The 17,905-nt window shown below is 37.4% G+C and carries 16 protein-coding genes and 1 tRNA gene; all 17 read left to right on the top strand.

From position 1 onward, the window contains the following. Nucleotide 1 precedes the first annotated feature (1 nt). The 17 genes from CER22_RS28430 (at nt 2) to lysS (ending at nt 17,540) form a co-directional block, all read left to right on the top strand. Nucleotides 2–62, top strand: a tRNA-Glu gene (locus CER22_RS28430). A 263-nt stretch (nt 63–325) separates the two neighbouring features. After that, nucleotides 326–2,797, top strand: a complete 2,472-nt coding sequence (spoIIE, locus tag CER22_RS28425) for a stage II sporulation protein E (RefSeq protein ID WP_001123543.1) — start codon at nt 326–328, stop codon at nt 2,795–2,797. Nucleotides 2,798–3,030: 233 nt separating this feature from the next. Further along, nucleotides 3,031–4,461, top strand: coding sequence for a tRNA lysidine(34) synthetase TilS (gene tilS / locus CER22_RS28420; protein WP_088610214.1), 1,431 nt, complete (start codon nt 3,031–3,033; stop codon nt 4,459–4,461). Further along, nucleotides 4,458–5,000 (top strand): hypoxanthine phosphoribosyltransferase, encoded by a 543-nt coding sequence (gene hpt, locus CER22_RS28415; RefSeq protein ID WP_000981845.1) that lies wholly within the window; start codon nt 4,458–4,460, stop codon nt 4,998–5,000. Before tilS ends, hpt begins: the two co-directional genes overlap by 4 nt. Before the next feature lie 85 nt (nt 5,001–5,085). Then, nucleotides 5,086–6,987 carry an ATP-dependent zinc metalloprotease FtsH gene (gene ftsH / locus CER22_RS28410; RefSeq protein ID WP_001079657.1) on the top strand — a complete coding sequence of 634 codons (1,902 nt, stop codon included), beginning with the start codon at nt 5,086–5,088 and terminating at the stop codon, nt 6,985–6,987. 223 nt (nt 6,988–7,210) lie between these two features. Next, the gene (locus CER22_RS28405) at nt 7,211–7,999 is read left to right on the top strand and encodes a type III pantothenate kinase (RefSeq protein ID WP_000578367.1); all 789 of its coding nucleotides are present in this window, start codon (nt 7,211–7,213) and stop codon (nt 7,997–7,999) included. Between the two features lie 6 nt (nt 8,000–8,005). After that, nucleotides 8,006–8,881 carry a redox-regulated molecular chaperone HslO gene (gene hslO, locus CER22_RS28400; protein WP_075313525.1) on the top strand — a complete coding sequence of 292 codons (876 nt, stop codon included), beginning with the start codon at nt 8,006–8,008 and terminating at the stop codon, nt 8,879–8,881. Nucleotides 8,882–8,994: 113 nt separating this feature from the next. Next, a complete protein-coding gene (gene cysK, locus CER22_RS28395) occupies nt 8,995–9,918 on the top strand; it encodes a cysteine synthase A (RefSeq protein ID WP_087983740.1) in 924 nt (307 codons plus the stop codon). 219 nt (nt 9,919–10,137) lie between these two features. Further along, nucleotides 10,138–11,535, top strand: a complete 1,398-nt coding sequence (pabB, locus tag CER22_RS28390) for an aminodeoxychorismate synthase component I (protein WP_001189683.1) — start codon at nt 10,138–10,140, stop codon at nt 11,533–11,535. Between the two features lie 5 nt (nt 11,536–11,540). Next, nucleotides 11,541–12,128, top strand: a complete 588-nt coding sequence (gene pabA, locus CER22_RS28385; protein ID WP_000602298.1) for an aminodeoxychorismate/anthranilate synthase component II — start codon at nt 11,541–11,543, stop codon at nt 12,126–12,128. After that, nucleotides 12,122–12,979 (top strand): aminodeoxychorismate lyase, encoded by an 858-nt coding sequence (gene pabC / locus CER22_RS28380; protein ID WP_088610213.1) that lies wholly within the window; start codon nt 12,122–12,124, stop codon nt 12,977–12,979. The genes pabA and pabC overlap by 7 nt, the downstream gene beginning before the upstream one ends. Continuing rightward, nucleotides 12,969–13,829 carry a dihydropteroate synthase gene (gene folP, locus CER22_RS28375; protein WP_048542168.1) on the top strand — a complete coding sequence of 287 codons (861 nt, stop codon included), beginning with the start codon at nt 12,969–12,971 and terminating at the stop codon, nt 13,827–13,829. The genes pabC and folP overlap by 11 nt, the downstream gene beginning before the upstream one ends. Continuing rightward, nucleotides 13,830–14,192: a dihydroneopterin aldolase gene (gene folB / locus CER22_RS28370; protein ID WP_000358076.1), complete on the top strand. Its 363-nt coding sequence runs from the start codon at nt 13,830–13,832 to the stop codon at nt 14,190–14,192. Beyond that, nucleotides 14,189–14,704: a 2-amino-4-hydroxy-6-hydroxymethyldihydropteridine diphosphokinase gene (gene folK, locus CER22_RS28365; protein WP_001059453.1), complete on the top strand. Its 516-nt coding sequence runs from the start codon at nt 14,189–14,191 to the stop codon at nt 14,702–14,704. Before folB ends, folK begins: the two co-directional genes overlap by 4 nt. After that, the gene (locus CER22_RS28360; RefSeq protein WP_000387029.1) at nt 14,656–14,859 is read left to right on the top strand and encodes a helix-turn-helix domain-containing protein; all 204 of its coding nucleotides are present in this window, start codon (nt 14,656–14,658) and stop codon (nt 14,857–14,859) included. The genes folK and CER22_RS28360 overlap by 49 nt, the downstream gene beginning before the upstream one ends. 23 nt (nt 14,860–14,882) lie before the next feature. After that, nucleotides 14,883–15,881, top strand: coding sequence for a tRNA dihydrouridine synthase DusB (gene dusB / locus CER22_RS28355; RefSeq protein ID WP_000912237.1), 999 nt, complete (start codon nt 14,883–14,885; stop codon nt 15,879–15,881). 159 nt (nt 15,882–16,040) lie between these two features. Continuing rightward, nucleotides 16,041–17,540, top strand: coding sequence for a lysine--tRNA ligase (gene lysS, locus CER22_RS28350; protein WP_000369672.1), 1,500 nt, complete (start codon nt 16,041–16,043; stop codon nt 17,538–17,540). Nucleotides 17,541–17,905: the final 365 nt, after the last annotated feature.

Here is a 17,905-nt window from a genome sequence, read left to right as displayed (position 1 = left end):
TGGTCAAGTGGTTAAGACACCGCCCTTTCACGGCGGTAACACGGGTTCGAATCCCGTACGGGTCATCCTAAAAAGATTATGCAAATTTGCATGATCTTTTTTTGTTAAATAAATTAAGACATACAACACTTCTACAAAATCACCCTATATTTTCTGAATGTTCAATTAAAATAGTGAGAATAAATTACATACCGTGTATATATGTAGAGTTATTTCGAATAAAAAGTCGAACGATTATAAAAGTGAAAACTGTTGTTTTGACAAAAATCCCAATAATCATCTTTTATAATGACAGTAATTAAACTATGCAGGTGGTGTTAAAAATATGCCTAAAGCAGGAAGGAATACTATGAATACAAGTGCATTGGCAATGAATGAGAGTCAGCTTGGAGCAGTAAAGTGGACGAGTAAGTTGCGAATGAAGTTTGAACAGGTTTTCTTTAGATGGGGATTTATTATTGTTGTTATTGGTTTTCTTTTGGGACGAGCATATATATTAACAAATATTTTACCGTTTGCACTGCCGTTTTTTGCTGCTGTTTATGTTATGAAGCGGGATAAAATGCCGCTCGCGTTCTTGGCTCTTATGGGGGGCGCACTTTCAGTTTCGATAGATAATTTATTCTTTACCTTTGCATCTATTTTTACTTTCTTCATTTATAATATCTTCTTTAGTCGGTTTACACGTAAAACTGTTGGACTTGTTCCATTCCAAGTATTTATCTCCGCATTAACCGCACATTTAGTTGTCGTATATTTCGCGCAACAAACTGTCACCATGTACGATTTACTCGTTAGTACGATTGAGGCAGGGCTTAGCTTCGTATTAACTATGATATTTTTACAAAGTGTTCCGCTTTTAGTAGAACGAAAAGGTAAACAACAAGCGCTAGAGACAGAAGAAATTGTTTGTTTAATTATATTACTAGCATCTGTTTTAACAGGGACAACAGATTGGTTTGTATATGACGCTTCTATTCAACATATTTTTACTAGGTATTTAGTGCTCGTGTTTGCATTTATTGCGGGGGCTGCTACAGGATCTACAGTGGGGGTCGTCACTGGATTAATATTAAGTTTAGCCAATGTCTCCAGTTTGTCTCAACTTAGTCTACTTGCTTTTTCTGGGTTGCTTGGTGGTTTGTTAAAAGAAGGGAAGCGTTTAGGTGTTAGTTTAGGTTTATTAATTGGGACGAGCTTGATTACGCTATATGTAGACAAGCAAACAAACATTGTGACAACTTTAATTGAATCTGGTGTGGCGATTATGTTCTTCTTATTAACACCGAAACTTGTTATGGATCGTATTGCTAAATTCATGCCAGGCACACAGGAACATTCGCAAGATCAACAACAGTATTTAAGAAGGATGCGTGATGTTACAGCGAATAAAATTAATCAATTTGCCAATGTATTTGCTGCTTTATCTAATAGCTTTTCTGTATATGGATATGTGGAGGAGGAAGATAAAGAGACAGAAGCGGATTTGTTCTTAAGTACAATTACTGCAAAAACATGTCAAACATGCTTTAAAAAGGACCAATGCTGGGTAGTTAATTTCGACAAAACGTACGATTATATGAAACAAATAATGAGTGAAACGGAAGAGGGGACGTTGCAGCATAATCGGAAGTTAGTTCGTGAATGGGACAAGCATTGTGTGAGAGGGAAGAAAGTGACGGATTTAGTAGCGGGTGAATTAGATCACTTCTATGAAGGACAAAAATTACGAAAACAAATGAAAGAAAACCGTAGAATAGTAGCGGAGCAACTATTAGGTGTATCAAAAGTTATGGAGGATTTTGCTAAGGAGATCCAAAGAGAACGAGAAAATCATCAAGTGCAGGAAGAACAGATTATGCAAGCGTTTCGTGATTTTGGCGTAGAAGTAGAGCATGTTGATATATATTGTTTAGATAGAGGAAGTATTGATATTGAAATGTTGATTCCAGTTGCATCTAATGAACATGGAGAATGTGAAAAGTTAGTTGCGCCGATGCTTTCTGACATTCTAAAGGAAAATATTGTTGTTAAACATGAAGAAAAATCTTCTTATCCGAACGGCCACAGCTTAATATCATTTGGTTCGGCAAAAACGTATTCTCTTGATACTGGGTTGGCCACAGCTGCAAAAGGCGGTGGGTTTGTTTCTGGTGACTCTTATGCGATGATGGATTTAAGTGTTGGTAAATATGCGCTTGCAATTAGTGATGGTATGGGAAATGGGCAAAGAGCTCATATGGAGAGTAAAGAAACGGTAAAATTATTACAAAAAATACTTCAATCAGGCATTGATGAGGAAATAGCGATTAAATCTATCAATTCTATTCTTTCTTTAAGAACAACAGAAGAGATGTTTACGACGTTAGATTTAGCTATGGTGGATTTACGGGATGCGAGTGCGAAATTTTTAAAGATTGGATCGACGCCGAGTTTTGTTAAACGCGCGAACAATATTTTGAAAATTGAGGCAAGTAATTTGCCGATGGGCATTATTGAGGATGTTGAAGTTGATGTAGTAGGTGAACAATTAAAAACGGGCGATATCCTTATTATGATGAGCGATGGGATTTTCGAGGGAGCGCAACATGTAGAAAATCATGAACTATGGATGAAACGAAAAATTAAAGAATTACAAACCGAAGATCCGCAAGAAATTGCTGATATCATTATGGAAGAGGTGATTCGCTCTTGTGATGGTTATATAAATGATGATATGACTATCGTTGTGGCGAAAGTGAAGAAAAATATGCCGAAGTGGGCTACGATTCCAATTGTAGGAATGCAGGCACAATAAATTTTAAGTGTGATGTTTCTTTATCACTGTTTCTTTCTAAAAACCTAGGTGGATGCCTAGGTTTTTTTACTTTAAAAGATAATGTTATTACTTTTGTGAATATGTACGGATGATGTAAGATAAAAATGTAATTTTTGTATATCTTTTTTTTGCACAATGTTTGTAAAAGTTGTACCATTATAAACAAGGTAACTAACGTTGCTGTTCTTGTTTAATGAAAGGTGATTACGAAGTTGAAAGATACATTTGTTGAAAAGGTAGATGACTTTGTAAAGCAGCATGATGTATTAAAGGAACGTTCAACAATTGTTGTAGGGGTTTCTGGTGGTCCTGACTCTTTGGCTCTTCTATATTATTTGTTAGAAAAAAGAGCAGCAAAACAGTTCGAAATTGTAGTGGCACATGTGGACCATATGTTTAGAGGTGATGAATCTCATGAGGACCTACAGTTTGTGCAGGACCTTTGTAAAGGGCTGGGAGTTATTTGCGAAACGATAAGGATTAATGTGTCGCAATATCAACAGCAACACGGAATGAATGCACAGGTTGCTGCTAGAGAATGCAGATATGCATTTTTGGAAAGAATAATGAAGAAATATGATGCGAGATATGTAGCTCTTGGACATCATGGTGATGATCAAGTAGAGACGATTTTAATGCGCCTTGTACGAGGGAGTACTCCGAAAGGATATGCAGGAATTGCAGTGAAGCGTCCTTTTCATAATGGATATTTAATTAGGCCGTTACTTGGAGTAACGAAGGAAGAGATTGTTGATTACTGTAATAAGCTAAAAATAATTCCCCGTATAGATCCAAGTAATAAAAAGGAAGTATATACAAGGAATCGATTACGCAAATATGTTCTTCCTCATTTGAAAGAAGAAAATTCACAAGTGCATGAGAAATTCCAAAAATTTAGCATGCAGATGCAAGAGGATGAGGCGTATTTGCAGGAATTAGCTTTTGAGAAAATGAATAAAGTAATTACAAAAAAAAGTGATAAACAAATTAGCTTATCAATTCCTGCCTTTGAATCCATGTCTATGCCTTTACAAAGAAGAGGGATTCAACTAATATTAAACTATCTTTATGAATATAAGATTCCATCTTCTCTTTCCTCTATACATATTGACAAAGTGATCGAGTTTTTTAAGCGGACACAACCTTCGGGTTCACTTGATTTCCCAGGTGATTTAAAAATTGTTCGCGCATACGAGGAGTGCAGCTTTGGATTTAAACAAGAAATTGTTTCTCCTTTTTTACAAGATTTATCAGTGCCCGGGACAATTACGCTATCGAACGGGGATAAGCTTGTAACAGAGGTGAGCGAAGACATACCAAGTAACATGAATGAAACAGTATTTGTTGCTAAGTATAATGATATATCATATCCACTTCGTATTCGTTCTAGAGAAAATGGAGATTGCATGTCAATACAAGGTATGAATGGCACAAAAAAGATAAAAACTATTTTTATCGAAGCAAAAGTACCAAGAGAAAAAAGAGAAGAATGGCCGGTCGTTTGTGATGCAAGTGGGAATATTATTTGGGTACCCTTGTTGAAGCGATCTGCATTTGCTATCTCGAAAGAGGCGGCAAAGAAGGATAAATATATGATTATTCACTACAAAAGCAAGGAGTCTTCCGGGAGGATAATGAAATGATGAATCAAGATATCGAAAAAGTATTAATTTCTGAAGAACAAATACAAGAAAAGGTGCGCGAATTAGGTGCGGTTATTGCAGAGGATTATAAAAACACAATACCTCTTGCGATTGGTGTATTAAAGGGCGCAATGCCATTCATGGCAGATTTATTAAAGAGAACAGATACATATCTTGAAATGGATTTTATGGCTGTATCTAGTTACGGTCACTCTACTGTTTCAACAGGCGAAGTGAAAATTTTAAAAGACCTTGATACTTCTGTAGAGGGTCGCGATATTTTAATCGTTGAAGATATTATTGATAGCGGTCTTACGCTAAGTTACTTAGTAGACCTATTCAAATATCGTAAAGCGAAGTCTGTAAAAATTGTTACGTTATTAGATAAGCCGACAGGCCGTAAGGTAGATTTGAAAGCGGATTATGTTGGGTTTACTGTTCCACATGAATTTGTTGTAGGGTATGGATTAGATTATAAAGAGCAGTACCGTAATCTTCCTTATGTAGGAGTATTAAAACCAAGTGTTTACTCAAATTAATTAAATGCAGGCGTCACAATTGTATAGGAAAGTTTTTCTATGTTACGATTTACTATAGTGTTTATGCCGTGAGAGGAGGTTAGGAATGAATCGTATCTTCCGTAATACCATCTTTTATTTACTGATATTCCTAGTAGTAATTGGAATCGTGAGCTATTTTAATGGTTCGACACAAAAAACGACATCAGTTAGCTACGATAAATTCATTACTAAACTAGAAAAAGGTGAAGTGCGTAATGTGCAACTTCAACCGAAAAATGGTGTATTTGAGGTAAAAGGACAATTTAACAACTCTAGCCAAGGAGAACAATTTGTTACTTATGCACCAAATACTGAGGAATTACAAAAGAAAATTAATGACAAAGCGCAAGGTGCTGAAGTTAAGTATCAACCAGCAGAAGAAACAAGTGCTTGGGTAACGTTCTTTACTTCTATCATTCCGTTCGTCATTATCTTCATTTTATTCTTCTTCTTATTAAACCAGGCTCAGGGCGGCGGTAGCCGTGTTATGAACTTCGGGAAAAGTAAGGCGAAGTTATATAATGACGAAAAGAAAAAAGTTCGTTTCAGAGATGTTGCTGGAGCGGATGAAGAGAAACAAGAGCTTGTTGAGGTAGTTGAATTCTTGAAAGATCCTCGTAAGTTCGCTGAAGTTGGTGCCCGTATTCCGAAGGGTGTTCTATTAGTAGGACCTCCAGGTACAGGTAAAACTTTACTAGCACGTGCCGTTGCAGGTGAGGCAGGCGTTCCATTCTTCTCTATCAGTGGTTCTGATTTCGTAGAGATGTTCGTCGGTGTCGGTGCATCACGTGTACGTGATTTATTCGAAAATGCAAAGAAAAATGCTCCTTGTATCATTTTCATTGATGAAATTGATGCGGTAGGACGTCAACGTGGCGCAGGTCTTGGTGGTGGCCATGATGAGCGTGAGCAAACGTTGAACCAATTACTTGTTGAAATGGATGGATTCGGTGCAAACGAAGGTATTATTATCATCGCTGCAACAAACCGTCCTGATATTCTTGATCCAGCGTTATTACGTCCAGGTCGTTTTGACCGTCAAATTACAGTAGATCGTCCAGATGTAAATGGCCGTGAAGCTGTGCTGAAAGTACATGCTCGTAATAAACCGCTTGATGATCATATCAACTTAAGAGCAATTGCAACTCGTACACCAGGGTTCTCTGGTGCGGATCTTGAAAACTTATTAAACGAAGCTGCTTTAGTGGCTGCGCGTCAAGATAAGAAGAAAATTGATATGAGTGACATTGATGAAGCAACGGATCGTGTTATTGCAGGTCCAGCTAAGAAAAGTCGTGTCATCTCTGAAAAAGAACGTAATATCGTTGCATTCCATGAAGCTGGCCATACTGTAATTGGTGTTGTCCTTGATGAAGCAGATATCGTTCATAAAGTAACAATTGTCCCTCGTGGTCAAGCTGGTGGATATGCAGTAATGCTTCCGAAAGAAGATCGTTACTTCATGACAAAACCAGAGTTACTTGATAAAATCACTGGTTTACTTGGTGGTCGAGTAGCTGAAGAGATTGTGTTTGGTGAAGCAAGTACAGGTGCTCACAACGACTTCCAACGTGCGACTGGTATTGCAAGACGTATGGTTACGGAATTCGGTATGAGTGATAAGCTTGGACCGATGCAATTCGGTAGCTCACAAGGTGGTCAAGTGTTCTTAGGAAGAGACTTCCATTCAGAACAAAACTACAGTGATGCAATTGCACATGAAATCGATGTGGAAATGCAAACTATTATAAAAGAATGTTATGCTCGCGCGAAACAAATTCTTACTGAAAAACGTGATAAGCTAGATATTATTGCGAAAACGTTACTTGAAGTAGAAACGTTAGATGCAGAGCAAATCAATCATTTATATGATTACGGCAGATTGCCAGAGCGTCCAACATCTTCAGATGATGTGAAAGTAAACATCAATATGAAGAAGGACGATGAAGAATCAGAAGATAAGTAAGAGATGAAGGAGTGACGATGGTCACTCCTTTTTTTATTTGTGGAACGAAATGAAGTAGAAAAAATTTAAGTAAATCTGGTATTAAAAATTGAAATAGAGCGTAATCTTTTTGTAAAATGATGAGGATAGAAAAGCTGATTATATAAGTATGTGTGATATGATGTTTTTATAAGTTTTATACATACTGCACAAATATAGATTAAATAAGATAAGTGGTGAGAATATGATTTTTGTATTGGATGTAGGGAACACAAATGCTGTGCTAGGCGTGTTTGAAGAGGGGGAACTTCGTCAACATTGGCGCATGGAAACAGATCGTCATAAGACAGAAGATGAATATGGAATGCTTGTAAAGCAGTTGCTTGAGCATGAAGGTCTTTCGTTTGAAGATGTGAAAGGTATTATCGTGTCTTCAGTCGTACCACCAATTATGTTTGCATTAGAGCGCATGTGTGAAAAGTATTTTAAAATTAAACCGCTTGTAGTAGGTCCTGGAATAAAAACGGGGCTAAATATTAAATATGAAAATCCACGTGAAGTAGGCGCGGACCGAATTGTAAATGCGGTAGCAGGAATCCACTTGTATGGAAGTCCGCTTATTATTGTCGATTTCGGTACGGCTACTACATATTGTTATATTAACGAAGAAAAGCATTATATGGGTGGAGTTATTACGCCGGGAATTATGATTTCAGCAGAGGCTTTATATAGTAGAGCGGCAAAACTTCCTCGTATTGAAATTACAAAACCAAGCAGTGTTGTTGGAAAGAATACGGTAAGTGCAATGCAATCTGGTATTCTTTATGGTTATGTTGGACAAGTGGAAGGTATTGTTAAGCGTATGAAAGAGGAAGCTAAACAAGAACCGAAAGTTATTGCAACAGGTGGATTGGCGAAATTAATTTCAGAAGAATCGAATGTAATTGACGTTGTAGATCCATTTTTAACATTAAAAGGTTTGTATATGTTATACGAGCGTAATGCAAATTTACAGCATGAGAAAGGTGAATAAATGAGTATGAAAGATTATTTAGTAAAAGCGTTAGCATTTGATGGAGAAGTGCGTGCATATAGTGTGCGTACTACAAACACAGTAAGTGAGGCGCAAAGACGTCATGATACATGGAGAACAGCTTCGGCGGCACTTGGTCGTTCTTTAACTGCAGGTACAATGATGGGCGCGATGTTAAAAGGTGACCAAAAGTTAACGATTAAGGTAGAAGGTAATGGTCCGATTGGTCCTATCTTAGTAGATGCTCATGCAAATGGGGATGTACGTGGTTATGTAACGAATCCACATGTTGATTTTGAAGGAACGGAACAAGGGAAATTACGTGTATATCAAGCGGTAGGTACTGAGGGATTTGTAACAGTAATTAAAGATATTGGTATGCGTGAGCCGTTTATTGGTCAATCTCCAATTGTTTCAGGAGAATTAGGGGAAGACTTCACGTATTATTTTGCAGTTTCTGAGCAAACACCTTCTTCTGTAGGAGTTGGCGTTCTTGTAAATGGAGATGACAGCGTATTAGCGGCAGGTGGATTTATCCTTCAAATTATGCCAGGTGCACAGGAAGAAACAATTTCATTCATTGAAGATCGTTTGCAGAAGATTCCTCCTGTATCAACGTTAATTGAACAAGGGCTTTCTCCAGAAGAGTTACTGTATGCAGTTCTTGGAGAAGATAAAGTGAAAGTGTTAGAAACGATGGATGTTCAATTTAATTGCACATGCTCACGCGAACGTATTGAGAGTGTGTTAATTAGTTTAGGTAAAACAGAGTTAGAGCAAATTCGCGAAGAAGAAGAAGAGACAGAAGTTCATTGTCATTTCTGTAATGAGCGATACAAGTTCTCTAAAGAAGATATTACAAATTTAATTGAGAGTTTGTAATAAGGGAAGTGAGGGAATCCACCCTCTAAATAGATTGACAAACAGGGAATCTTCTGACAAAATCTAAATATAGATAAAACCAATAAAAATACTCGGTGTTAGGAGTGACAGGAATGCGAGTGGCACAATCAGTTTCAGAATTAATCGGGAAAACGCCGATCGTTAAGTTGAACCGCATCGTAGAATCAAACAGCGCAGATATATACTTAAAATTAGAATTTATGAATCCAGGGAGCAGTGTTAAAGATCGTATTGCATTAGCTATGATTGAAGATGCTGAAAAAAAAGGATTATTAAAAGAAGGCGATACAATCATTGAGCCAACAAGTGGTAACACAGGAATTGGTTTAGCGATGGTAGCGGCCGCTAAAGGATATAAGGCAATTTTAGTAATGCCAGAAACAATGAGTATTGAGCGTCGTAATTTATTACGTGCTTACGGTGCGGAATTAGTATTGACTCCAGGGCCTGAAGGAATGGGTGGAGCGATTCGTCAAGCGACTGAATTAGCAAAAGAGCATGGCTACTTTATACCACAACAGTTCAAAAACCAATCGAATCCAGAAATTCATCGTTTAACAACAGGGCCAGAAATTGTTGAACAAATGGGTGACCAATTAGATGCGTTTATTGCAGGTATTGGTACAGGTGGAACGATTACTGGTGCTGGTGAAGTGTTGAAGGAAGCGTATAAAGATATTAAAATTTATGCAGTAGAACCTGCGGATTCACCAGTACTATCTGGTGGGAAACCGGGTCCGCATAAAATCCAAGGAATCGGTGCGGGATTCATCCCAGAGACATTGGATGTAGAGGTATATGATGAAATTATTCAAGTAAAAGCAGAGCAAGCATTTGAATATGCAAGAAGAGTGGCTAAAGAGGAAGGTATTTTGGTGGGTATCTCTTCTGGAGCAGTTATTTATGCAGCAACAGAAATTGCGAAAAAGTTAGGTAAAGGGAAAAAGGTACTTGTTATTATCCCAAGTAACGGTGAACGTTATTTAAGTACACCGCTTTATCAATTTGAGTCTTAATTATATGTGATTGAAAAAGCATCCTTGAAAAGGATGCTTTTTCTTTTTGGATTGGAAATAGGAAAAGAGTGAATGACTAGAAAACTTCATGTAAAATAAGAGGTAGTATAATTAATTTATTTTCACTAGCCTTCGAGTATAACCACTTTATATATATAACGAATGTAGTTTGAGGTGGTTAATCTAAGAGGGTGGGATAAAAGAAGACGGGGTGTTGATATGCAACGAAGAAAATCTTTAGCGCTTTCTATTCCATATCAGTTAGATTTCTTTAAGCAGTATAAATTTCTTTCTAAGGATAAACCGCAACATATTTTGTTAGAGAGTGGACGTGGCGGTCGTTATAACATTGTGGGGTTGAACCCAGTAGCGGTAATCCGAGGGAAGGGTGAAACGTTACATATAAGCGAAAGTGGTAAGGAAACAATAAAACAAGGAAACCCATTAGATTTAATGCAGGAATATATGGAGCGATGGAAAACGGACTATAATCCGGAATACCCTCCATTTCAAGGTGGTGCAATTGGTTACTTTAGTTATGATTGCATCCGTTATATTGAAAAACTCCCTTCCCATGCGGAGGATGACATTAATATACCTGATATATTCTTTTTATTATTTGATGATGTGTTTGTTTATGATCAAAAAGAAAAAGTATTATGGATTATTACACATTATGTAGATAAGCATGAAGAGGCAAAAGAGCGATTAAATGAATGGAAGATTCTTTGGGCGACAGAAGCGCCAGAAGTGAATATACCTTTTGCATGCCCTGAAGAGAAAAGTGAAACAGTTGCTTTTACAGAAGAAAGTTTTATGAAGGCAGTTGAATGTATTCAAGAATATATTGGGGCTGGTGATGTGTTCCAAGTAAACTTGTCGACAAGGCAAGAAAGAACGTTACAAACACACCCACTAGAAATCTATACAAGTCTTCGTGAGATTAATCCATCTCCATATATGGGTTACTTGGAGCTCGGGGATTTTCAAATTGTTAGTGGATCGCCAGAGTTGCTAATTAAGAAAGAGGGAACCGAAGTAAGTACAAGACCGATTGCTGGAACGAGATCTAGAGGGGCGAATGAGCAAGAGGATGAAGAATTAGCAAAAGAGTTAATTGAGAACGAAAAAGAAAGAGCAGAGCACGTCATGCTTGTGGATTTAGAACGAAATGATTTAGGGCGTGTTTGTAAATATGGCACTGTAGAAGTAGATGAATTTATGGTAATTGAGAAATACTCACATGTTATGCATATTGTTTCTAATGTGCGTGGTGAGGTGGAAGAAGATAAAGATGCTTTTGATTTAGTGAAGGCTGTATTCCCTGGGGGAACAATTACTGGTGCCCCGAAAATACGTACGATGGAAATTATTGAAGAATTAGAACCTGTTCGCCGAGGGATTTACACAGGTTCAATCGGGTGGATCGGTTATTCTGGAGATACAGAATTGAATATTGTAATTAGAACACTGCTTGCTAAAGATGGAAAAGCGCATGTACAAGCAGGAGCGGGAATTGTAATTGATTCGAATCCGGAAAATGAATATAAAGAGTCGTTAAAAAAGGCGATTGCTTTATGGCGTGCAAAAGAACGTAGCGAAGAAACGGTTAGGTGAGAGAAATGATATTAATGATTGATAATTATGATTCTTTTACATTTAATTTAGTGCAGTTTCTTGGAGAACTTGGACAAGAGCTTGTTGTTAAACGTAACGATGAAGTGACTATTTCAGATATTGAGAATATGAAACCAGACTTTTTAATGATTTCGCCAGGTCCGTGTAGTCCTAATGAAGCAGGTATTAGTATGGAGGTTATTCAATACTTTGCTGGAAAGATTCCGATTTTTGGGGTTTGTCTTGGACATCAATCCATTGCACAAGTGTTTGGCGGAGAGGTTATACGTGCGGAGCGCTTAATGCATGGGAAAACGTCGCTTATGCATCATGACGGAAAGACGATTTTTTCGGATATCCCTAATCCGTTTACTGCGACACGTTATCATTCCCTTATCGTTAAGAAAGAGACGTTACCTGATTGCTTAGAGGTAACATCTTGGACAGAAGAAGGGGAAATTATGGCGCTCCGTCATACAACATTACCGATTGAAGGTGTACAGTTCCATCCAGAATCAATTATGACTTCCCACGGGAAAGAGTTGTTGCAGAATTTCATTCGTAAATACAGCCCAAGTGTGACATCGTGTTAGTTTACGTAAATGGTGAGTATGTAGAAGCAAGTGAAGCGAGAATTTCTCCTTATGATCATGGTTATTTATATGGTCTTGGAGTTTTTGAGACATTTCGTATTTATAATGGTCATCCTTTCTTATTGGATGATCATTATGACCGTTTAATAGATGCACTGGATACATTGCAAATTAAATGGACAATGACGAAAGATGAAGTACTGCTTATTTTGAAGAATTTACTCGTTAAGAATGAATTAGAGCATGCATATGTACGCTTTAATGTATCAGCGGGTATAGATGAAATTGGATTGCAAACGGAAATGTATGAAGAGCCGTCTGTTATTGTTTTTATAAAACCTTTAGCAGCCCCCGAAGATGTAGTGGAAAAAGAAGGGGTTGTTTTAAAACAAGTGCGAAATACACCAGAGGGTGCGTCTCGCTTAAAGTCTCATCATTATTTAAATAACATTTTAGGAAAACGTGAAATTGGAAATGTTGTGAATAAGGAAGGTATTTTCCTTACTGAAACAGGTTATGTTGCAGAGGGTATTGTTTCGAATCTCTTTTTCGTGAAAGGTGATATTTTGTATACACCTTCGCTAAAAACAGGGATTTTAAATGGTATCACTCGTGCGTTTATTATAAAGGTTGCTGAAGAGCTGGGCATCGAAGTGAAGGAAGGTTTCTTTACAAAAGATGAATTACTTTCAGCTGATGAAGTCTTCGTAACAAACTCGATTCAAGAAATTGTCCCGCTTTATCATATAGAGGGACGAGATTTCCCGGGTAAAGTAGGTATGGTTACAAAAAGGTTTATGAGTCTTTATGAAATGCAGAGAGAGAAATTGTGGAGCAGAAATGAATTGTGAAGAGGAGATGTGTAGTTTGAAGTGGGATTATGATTTGCGCTGCGGCGAATATACATTGAACTTAAATGAAAAAACTTTAATTATGGGGATTTTAAATGTAACACCAGATTCGTTTTCTGATGGTGGGAGTTACAACGAGGTAGAGGCTGCGGTGCGCCATGCGAAAGAAATGCGAGATGAAGGTGCTCATATTATTGATATCGGCGGTGAATCTACTCGCCCGGGTTTTGCTAAAGTATCGGTGGAAGAAGAAATAAAGCGAGTTGTTCCGATGATTCAGGCGGTTGCAAAAGAAGTGGAATTGCCTATTTCTATCGACACGTATAAAGCTGAAGTTGCAAAACAAGCAATCGAAGCTGGCGCTCATATTATTAATGACGTTTGGGGAGCGAAGGCGGAACCAAAAATCGCTGAAGTTGCAGCTCATTATGATGTACCTATTATCTTGATGCATAATCGCGATAACATGAATTACCGCAATTTAATGGCTGATATGATTGCTGATTTATATGAAAGCATCAAAATTGCTAAAGATGCTGGCGTGCGAGATGAGAATATCATTTTAGACCCAGGCATCGGTTTTGCTAAAACACCTGAACAAAATTTAGAAGCGATGCGTAATTTAGAACAGTTAAACGTACTGGGTTATCCAGTTCTCTTAGGTACTTCAAGAAAGTCTTTTATTGGACATGTGTTAGATTTACCGGTAGAGGAACGTCTTGAGGGAACAGGAGCTACCGTTTGTCTCGGCATTGAAAAGGGTTGTGAGTTTGTTCGTGTTCATGATGTGAAGGAAATGGCACGTATGGCTAAGATGATGGATGCGATGATTGGTAAGGGGGTAAAGTAATTGGATAAAATTTATGTTCATGATATGGAGTTTTACGGTTATCATGGTGTATTCCCAGAGGAAAATAAATTGGGTCAGAGATTCAAAGTGGACTTAACGGTGGAGTTGGATTTGAAACAGGCAGGAGAAAGTGATGACTTAGAGCATTCTGTCAATTATGGAGAGCTTTTCGAGTTATGTAGAAAAGTTGTTGAAGATAGAACGTATAAGCTTGTAGAGAGTATCGCTGAAAATATTGCTGCAGATATATTAAAACAATATGAGAGTATTTTCCGTTGTACAATTAAAGTAATTAAACCAGATCCGCCGATACCTGGGCATTATCGTGCTGTAGCAGTGGAAATTACGAGAGAACGTCCATGAATAATATAGCTTACATTGCATTAGGTTCAAATATCGGAGAACGTTATACGTATTTAACTGAAGCGATTCAGTTTTTAAACAAAAACCCGTATATCCAAGTTAACGATATTTCATCTGTATATGAAACAGAGCCAGTTGGCTATACTGACCAAAGTTGCTTTTTAAATTTAGTTATAAAAATTTCTACCAATTTATCACCGCAAGAATTATTGAAAATCACACAAAGAGTAGAGAATGATTTAGGAAGAAAAAGGGAAATTAGATGGGGTCCGAGGACCATCGACCTTGACATTTTACTATATAATCAAGAAAATATTGAAGCGGAGAATCTTATTGTTCCGCATCCGCGGATGTTCGAAAGAGCTTTTGTTATCGTTCCGTTGTTAGAGATTAATCAAGATATAAAACAAAACATTTCACGTTCACAAGTAGAAGAAATGAAAAGGCGAGAGGGAGTAACGGTATGGAAGCAGAAAAATGGGGAAGACGCATTCGTGCTTTTCGAAAGCTAAAAGGTTATACACAAGAAGGTTTTGCGAAAGAGTTAGGGGTATCTGTATCTGTTTTAGGTGAAGTTGAGAGAGGGAATCGATCGCCTTCCCAAGATTTTGTAGTGGAAGTTGCTAAGGCATTAAAGGTTTCAGTGGAGGAATTAATGCCGAAGTGACTATGAAGGAAGGAGTAAGTCGAGTGTTAAAGATTGCAAATATTGAGATGAAAAACCCGGTTGTATTAGCACCGATGGCGGGAGTGTGTAACTCTGCATTCCGTTTGACAGTAAAAGAATTTGGTGCAGGTTTAGTTTGTGCTGAAATGGTAAGTGATAAAGCGATATTACTTAATAACAAAAGAACATTAGATATGTTATATATTGATGAAAGAGAAAAGCCATTAAGTTTACAAATTTTTGGTGGAGAGAAAGAAACTCTTGTAGATGCTGCGAAATACGTAGATAAATATACGACAGCAGACATTATTGATATTAATATGGGTTGCCCAGTACCGAAAATCATTAAGTGTGACGCGGGAGCAAAGTGGCTTTTAGACCCAAATAAAATATATGAAATGGTAGCGGCGGTTGTAGATGCTGTTGAAAAGCCGGTTACAGTTAAGATGCGTATTGGTTGGGATGCAGATCATATTTTTGCAATTGAGAATGCAAAAGCTGTTGAGCGTGCTGGCGGACAAGCAGTAGCGGTTCATGGACGTACACGAGTACAAATGTATGAAGGGAAAGCGGATTGGGATATTATTAAACAAGTAAAGCAAGCTGTAAATATCCCGGTTATCGGAAATGGTGATGTCGAAACGCCACAAGATGCAAAGCGTATGCTTGATGAAATTGGTGTAGACGGTGTTATGATTGGTCGCGCTGCCCTTGGGGACCCGTGGATGATTTATCGTACGGTAAAGTATTTGGAAACAGGTGAATTAATGCCGGAACCGACAGTGCGTGAGAAAATTGACGTATGTATGTTGCATCTAGATCGTCTTATCGATTTAAAGAATGAAAATGTCGCTGTAAGAGAGATGAGAAAGCATGCAGCCTGGTATTTAAAGGGTGTTCGTGGTAATGCAACTGTACGTAATGGTATCAATGCTTGTAATACGCGTGAGGACCTTGCGAATGTATTAGGTGCATTTGTAGAAGAAGTAGAAGCGAAACAACAAACAATTCACGTTGGCTAATAATAGATAGGGAAGATTGACATTCTTCTATACACTTCCTATAATTACGTGAAAGAAAGAAGAACTGCCAGCTAGTTGCTGGCAGTTTTTCTAGTTGAGTAGAAAATGCTATACTGTATATATTGTAAAAATTAATAGAGCTGGAGTGATATCAATACCATGGATAACATGAACCACGAAGAATTAAACGACCAATTGCTTGTTCGTCGTGAAAAGTTACATAACTTACGTGAGCAAGGAATCGATCCGTTTGGTAAACGATTTGAACGTACAAATGCAACAAATGACTTATTAAGCTTATATGGAGAGTTCTCTAAAGAAGAATTAGAAGAGAAAGAAATCTCTGTTTCTATCGCTGGTCGTATTATGACAAAACGCGGTAAAGGAAAAGCTGGATTTGCACATATTCAAGATTTACATGGACAAGTTCAAATTTATGTTCGTAAAGATGCTGTTGGAGATGAAGAGTATGAATTATTTAAAACAGCAGATTTAGGTGATTTAGTAGGTATTGAAGGTAAAGTGTTCAAAACGAACGTTGGAGAACTTTCGGTGAAGGCAACGGGCTTTACACTATTAACGAAATCTCTTCGTCCATTACCGGATAAATATCATGGATTAAAAGATGTTGAACAACGCTACCGTCAACGTTACTTAGACTTAATCACAAGTATGGAAAGCCGTGAAACATTCGTTACTCGCAGTAAAATCATTCGTGAAATGAGAAGATACTTAGATGACAATGGTTATCTTGAAGTGGAAACACCTATGATGCATGCAATTGCAGGTGGAGCTTCTGCGCGTCCTTTCATTACGCACCATAATGCGTTAGATATGGAATTATACATGCGTATCGCAATTGAACTTCATTTAAAACGCCTTATTGTGGGTGGATTAGAAAAAGTTTATGAAATCGGTCGTGTATTCCGTAATGAGGGTGTATCAACTCGTCATAATCCAGAGTTTACAATGATTGAATTATATGAAGCGTATGCTGATTATAAAGATATTATGAAACTAACAGAAAATATGGTTGCGCATATTGCGAAGCAAGTACTAGGTACAACAACAATCCAATATGGTGATTATGAAATTAATCTAGAACCAGAATGGACACGTCTTCATATGGTAGATGCAATCAAGGAACATTCTGGAGCAGATTTCTGGAATCCAATGAGTGTAGAAGAAGCGCGTGAACTTGCAAAAGAACATAATGTAGGTATTAAGGATACGATGGAAGTTGGTCATATTATAAACGAATTCTTCGAACAAAAAGTAGAAGATAAATTAATTCAACCAACATTTATTTACGGTCATCCGGTAGAAATTTCGCCACTTGCGAAAAAGAATGACGAAGATCCACGATTCACAGATCGTTTCGAATTATTTATCGTTGCACGTGAACATGCAAATGCATTCACTGAGCTAAATGATCCGATTGATCAAAAAGAACGCTTTGAAGCGCAATTAAAAGAGCGCGAACAAGGTAATGATGAAGCTCACATGATGGATGATGATTATATTGAAGCTCTTGAGTACGGTATGCCTCCTACAGGTGGGCTAGGAATTGGTATTGATCGTCTTGTTATGTTGTTAACGAATGCACCATCTATTCGTGATGTATTATTATTCCCTGCTATGCGTCATAAACAAGACTAAGCTTTGGAGATTTCTCCAAAGCTTTTTTTATTTGAGTATGAGCTACGTAGGGATAGTAGCTCTTGATGGTGCGAGAAATTATATTTATATAGAAGAAATGTGCTGTTTTTATACTTTTTTACTAAGTTAAAAATTTTATTAGAAAAACTATTGCATTTTAATAATCAAACTGGTATATTTATATTCGTTGCCACGAAAGGTAACAAGTAAAACAAACGAAAAACAACTTATTGAAAAAAGTTGTTGACGAAAATATAACGAAATGTTATATTAATAAAGTCGCTTCTGAGCGGCAGATGAGTTCTTTGAAAACTGAACGAAACAAACAACGTGAAACGTCAATTTTTATTTTTAGATGCTAGACA

Origin of the sequence: Bacillus sp. K2I17, from assembly GCF_002209985.1 — a bacterium.
GTDB classification, from domain to species: Bacteria; Bacillota; Bacilli; order Bacillales; family Bacillaceae_G; genus Bacillus_A; species Bacillus_A wiedmannii.
Note: the sequence above shows the minus strand (reverse complement) of the source record. Positions and strands in the feature narration are given on the sequence as shown.

Bases quoted from the DNA above. Each gene is read 5' to 3' on its own strand.
- spoIIE (WP_001123543.1), top strand. From the start codon at position 326: ATGCCTAAAGCAGGAAGGAATACTATGAATACAAGTGCATTGGCAATG.
- CER22_RS28360 (WP_000387029.1), top strand. From the start codon at position 14,656: ATGGAAGCAGAAAAATGGGGAAGACGCATTCGTGCTTTTCGAAAGCTA.
- pabB (WP_001189683.1), top strand. From the start codon at position 10,138: ATGCAACGAAGAAAATCTTTAGCGCTTTCTATTCCATATCAGTTAGAT.
- CER22_RS28405 (WP_000578367.1), top strand. From the start codon at position 7,211: ATGATTTTTGTATTGGATGTAGGGAACACAAATGCTGTGCTAGGCGTG.
- pabA (WP_000602298.1), top strand. From the start codon at position 11,541: ATGATATTAATGATTGATAATTATGATTCTTTTACATTTAATTTAGTG.
- hslO (WP_075313525.1), top strand. From the start codon at position 8,006: ATGAAAGATTATTTAGTAAAAGCGTTAGCATTTGATGGAGAAGTGCGT.
- ftsH (WP_001079657.1), top strand. From the start codon at position 5,086: ATGAATCGTATCTTCCGTAATACCATCTTTTATTTACTGATATTCCTA.
- hpt (WP_000981845.1), top strand. From the start codon at position 4,458: ATGATGAATCAAGATATCGAAAAAGTATTAATTTCTGAAGAACAAATA.
- cysK (WP_087983740.1), top strand. From the start codon at position 8,995: ATGCGAGTGGCACAATCAGTTTCAGAATTAATCGGGAAAACGCCGATC.
- lysS (WP_000369672.1), top strand. From the start codon at position 16,041: ATGGATAACATGAACCACGAAGAATTAAACGACCAATTGCTTGTTCGT.
- folP (WP_048542168.1), top strand. From the start codon at position 12,969: ATGAATTGTGAAGAGGAGATGTGTAGTTTGAAGTGGGATTATGATTTG.
- folK (WP_001059453.1), top strand. From the start codon at position 14,189: ATGAATAATATAGCTTACATTGCATTAGGTTCAAATATCGGAGAACGT.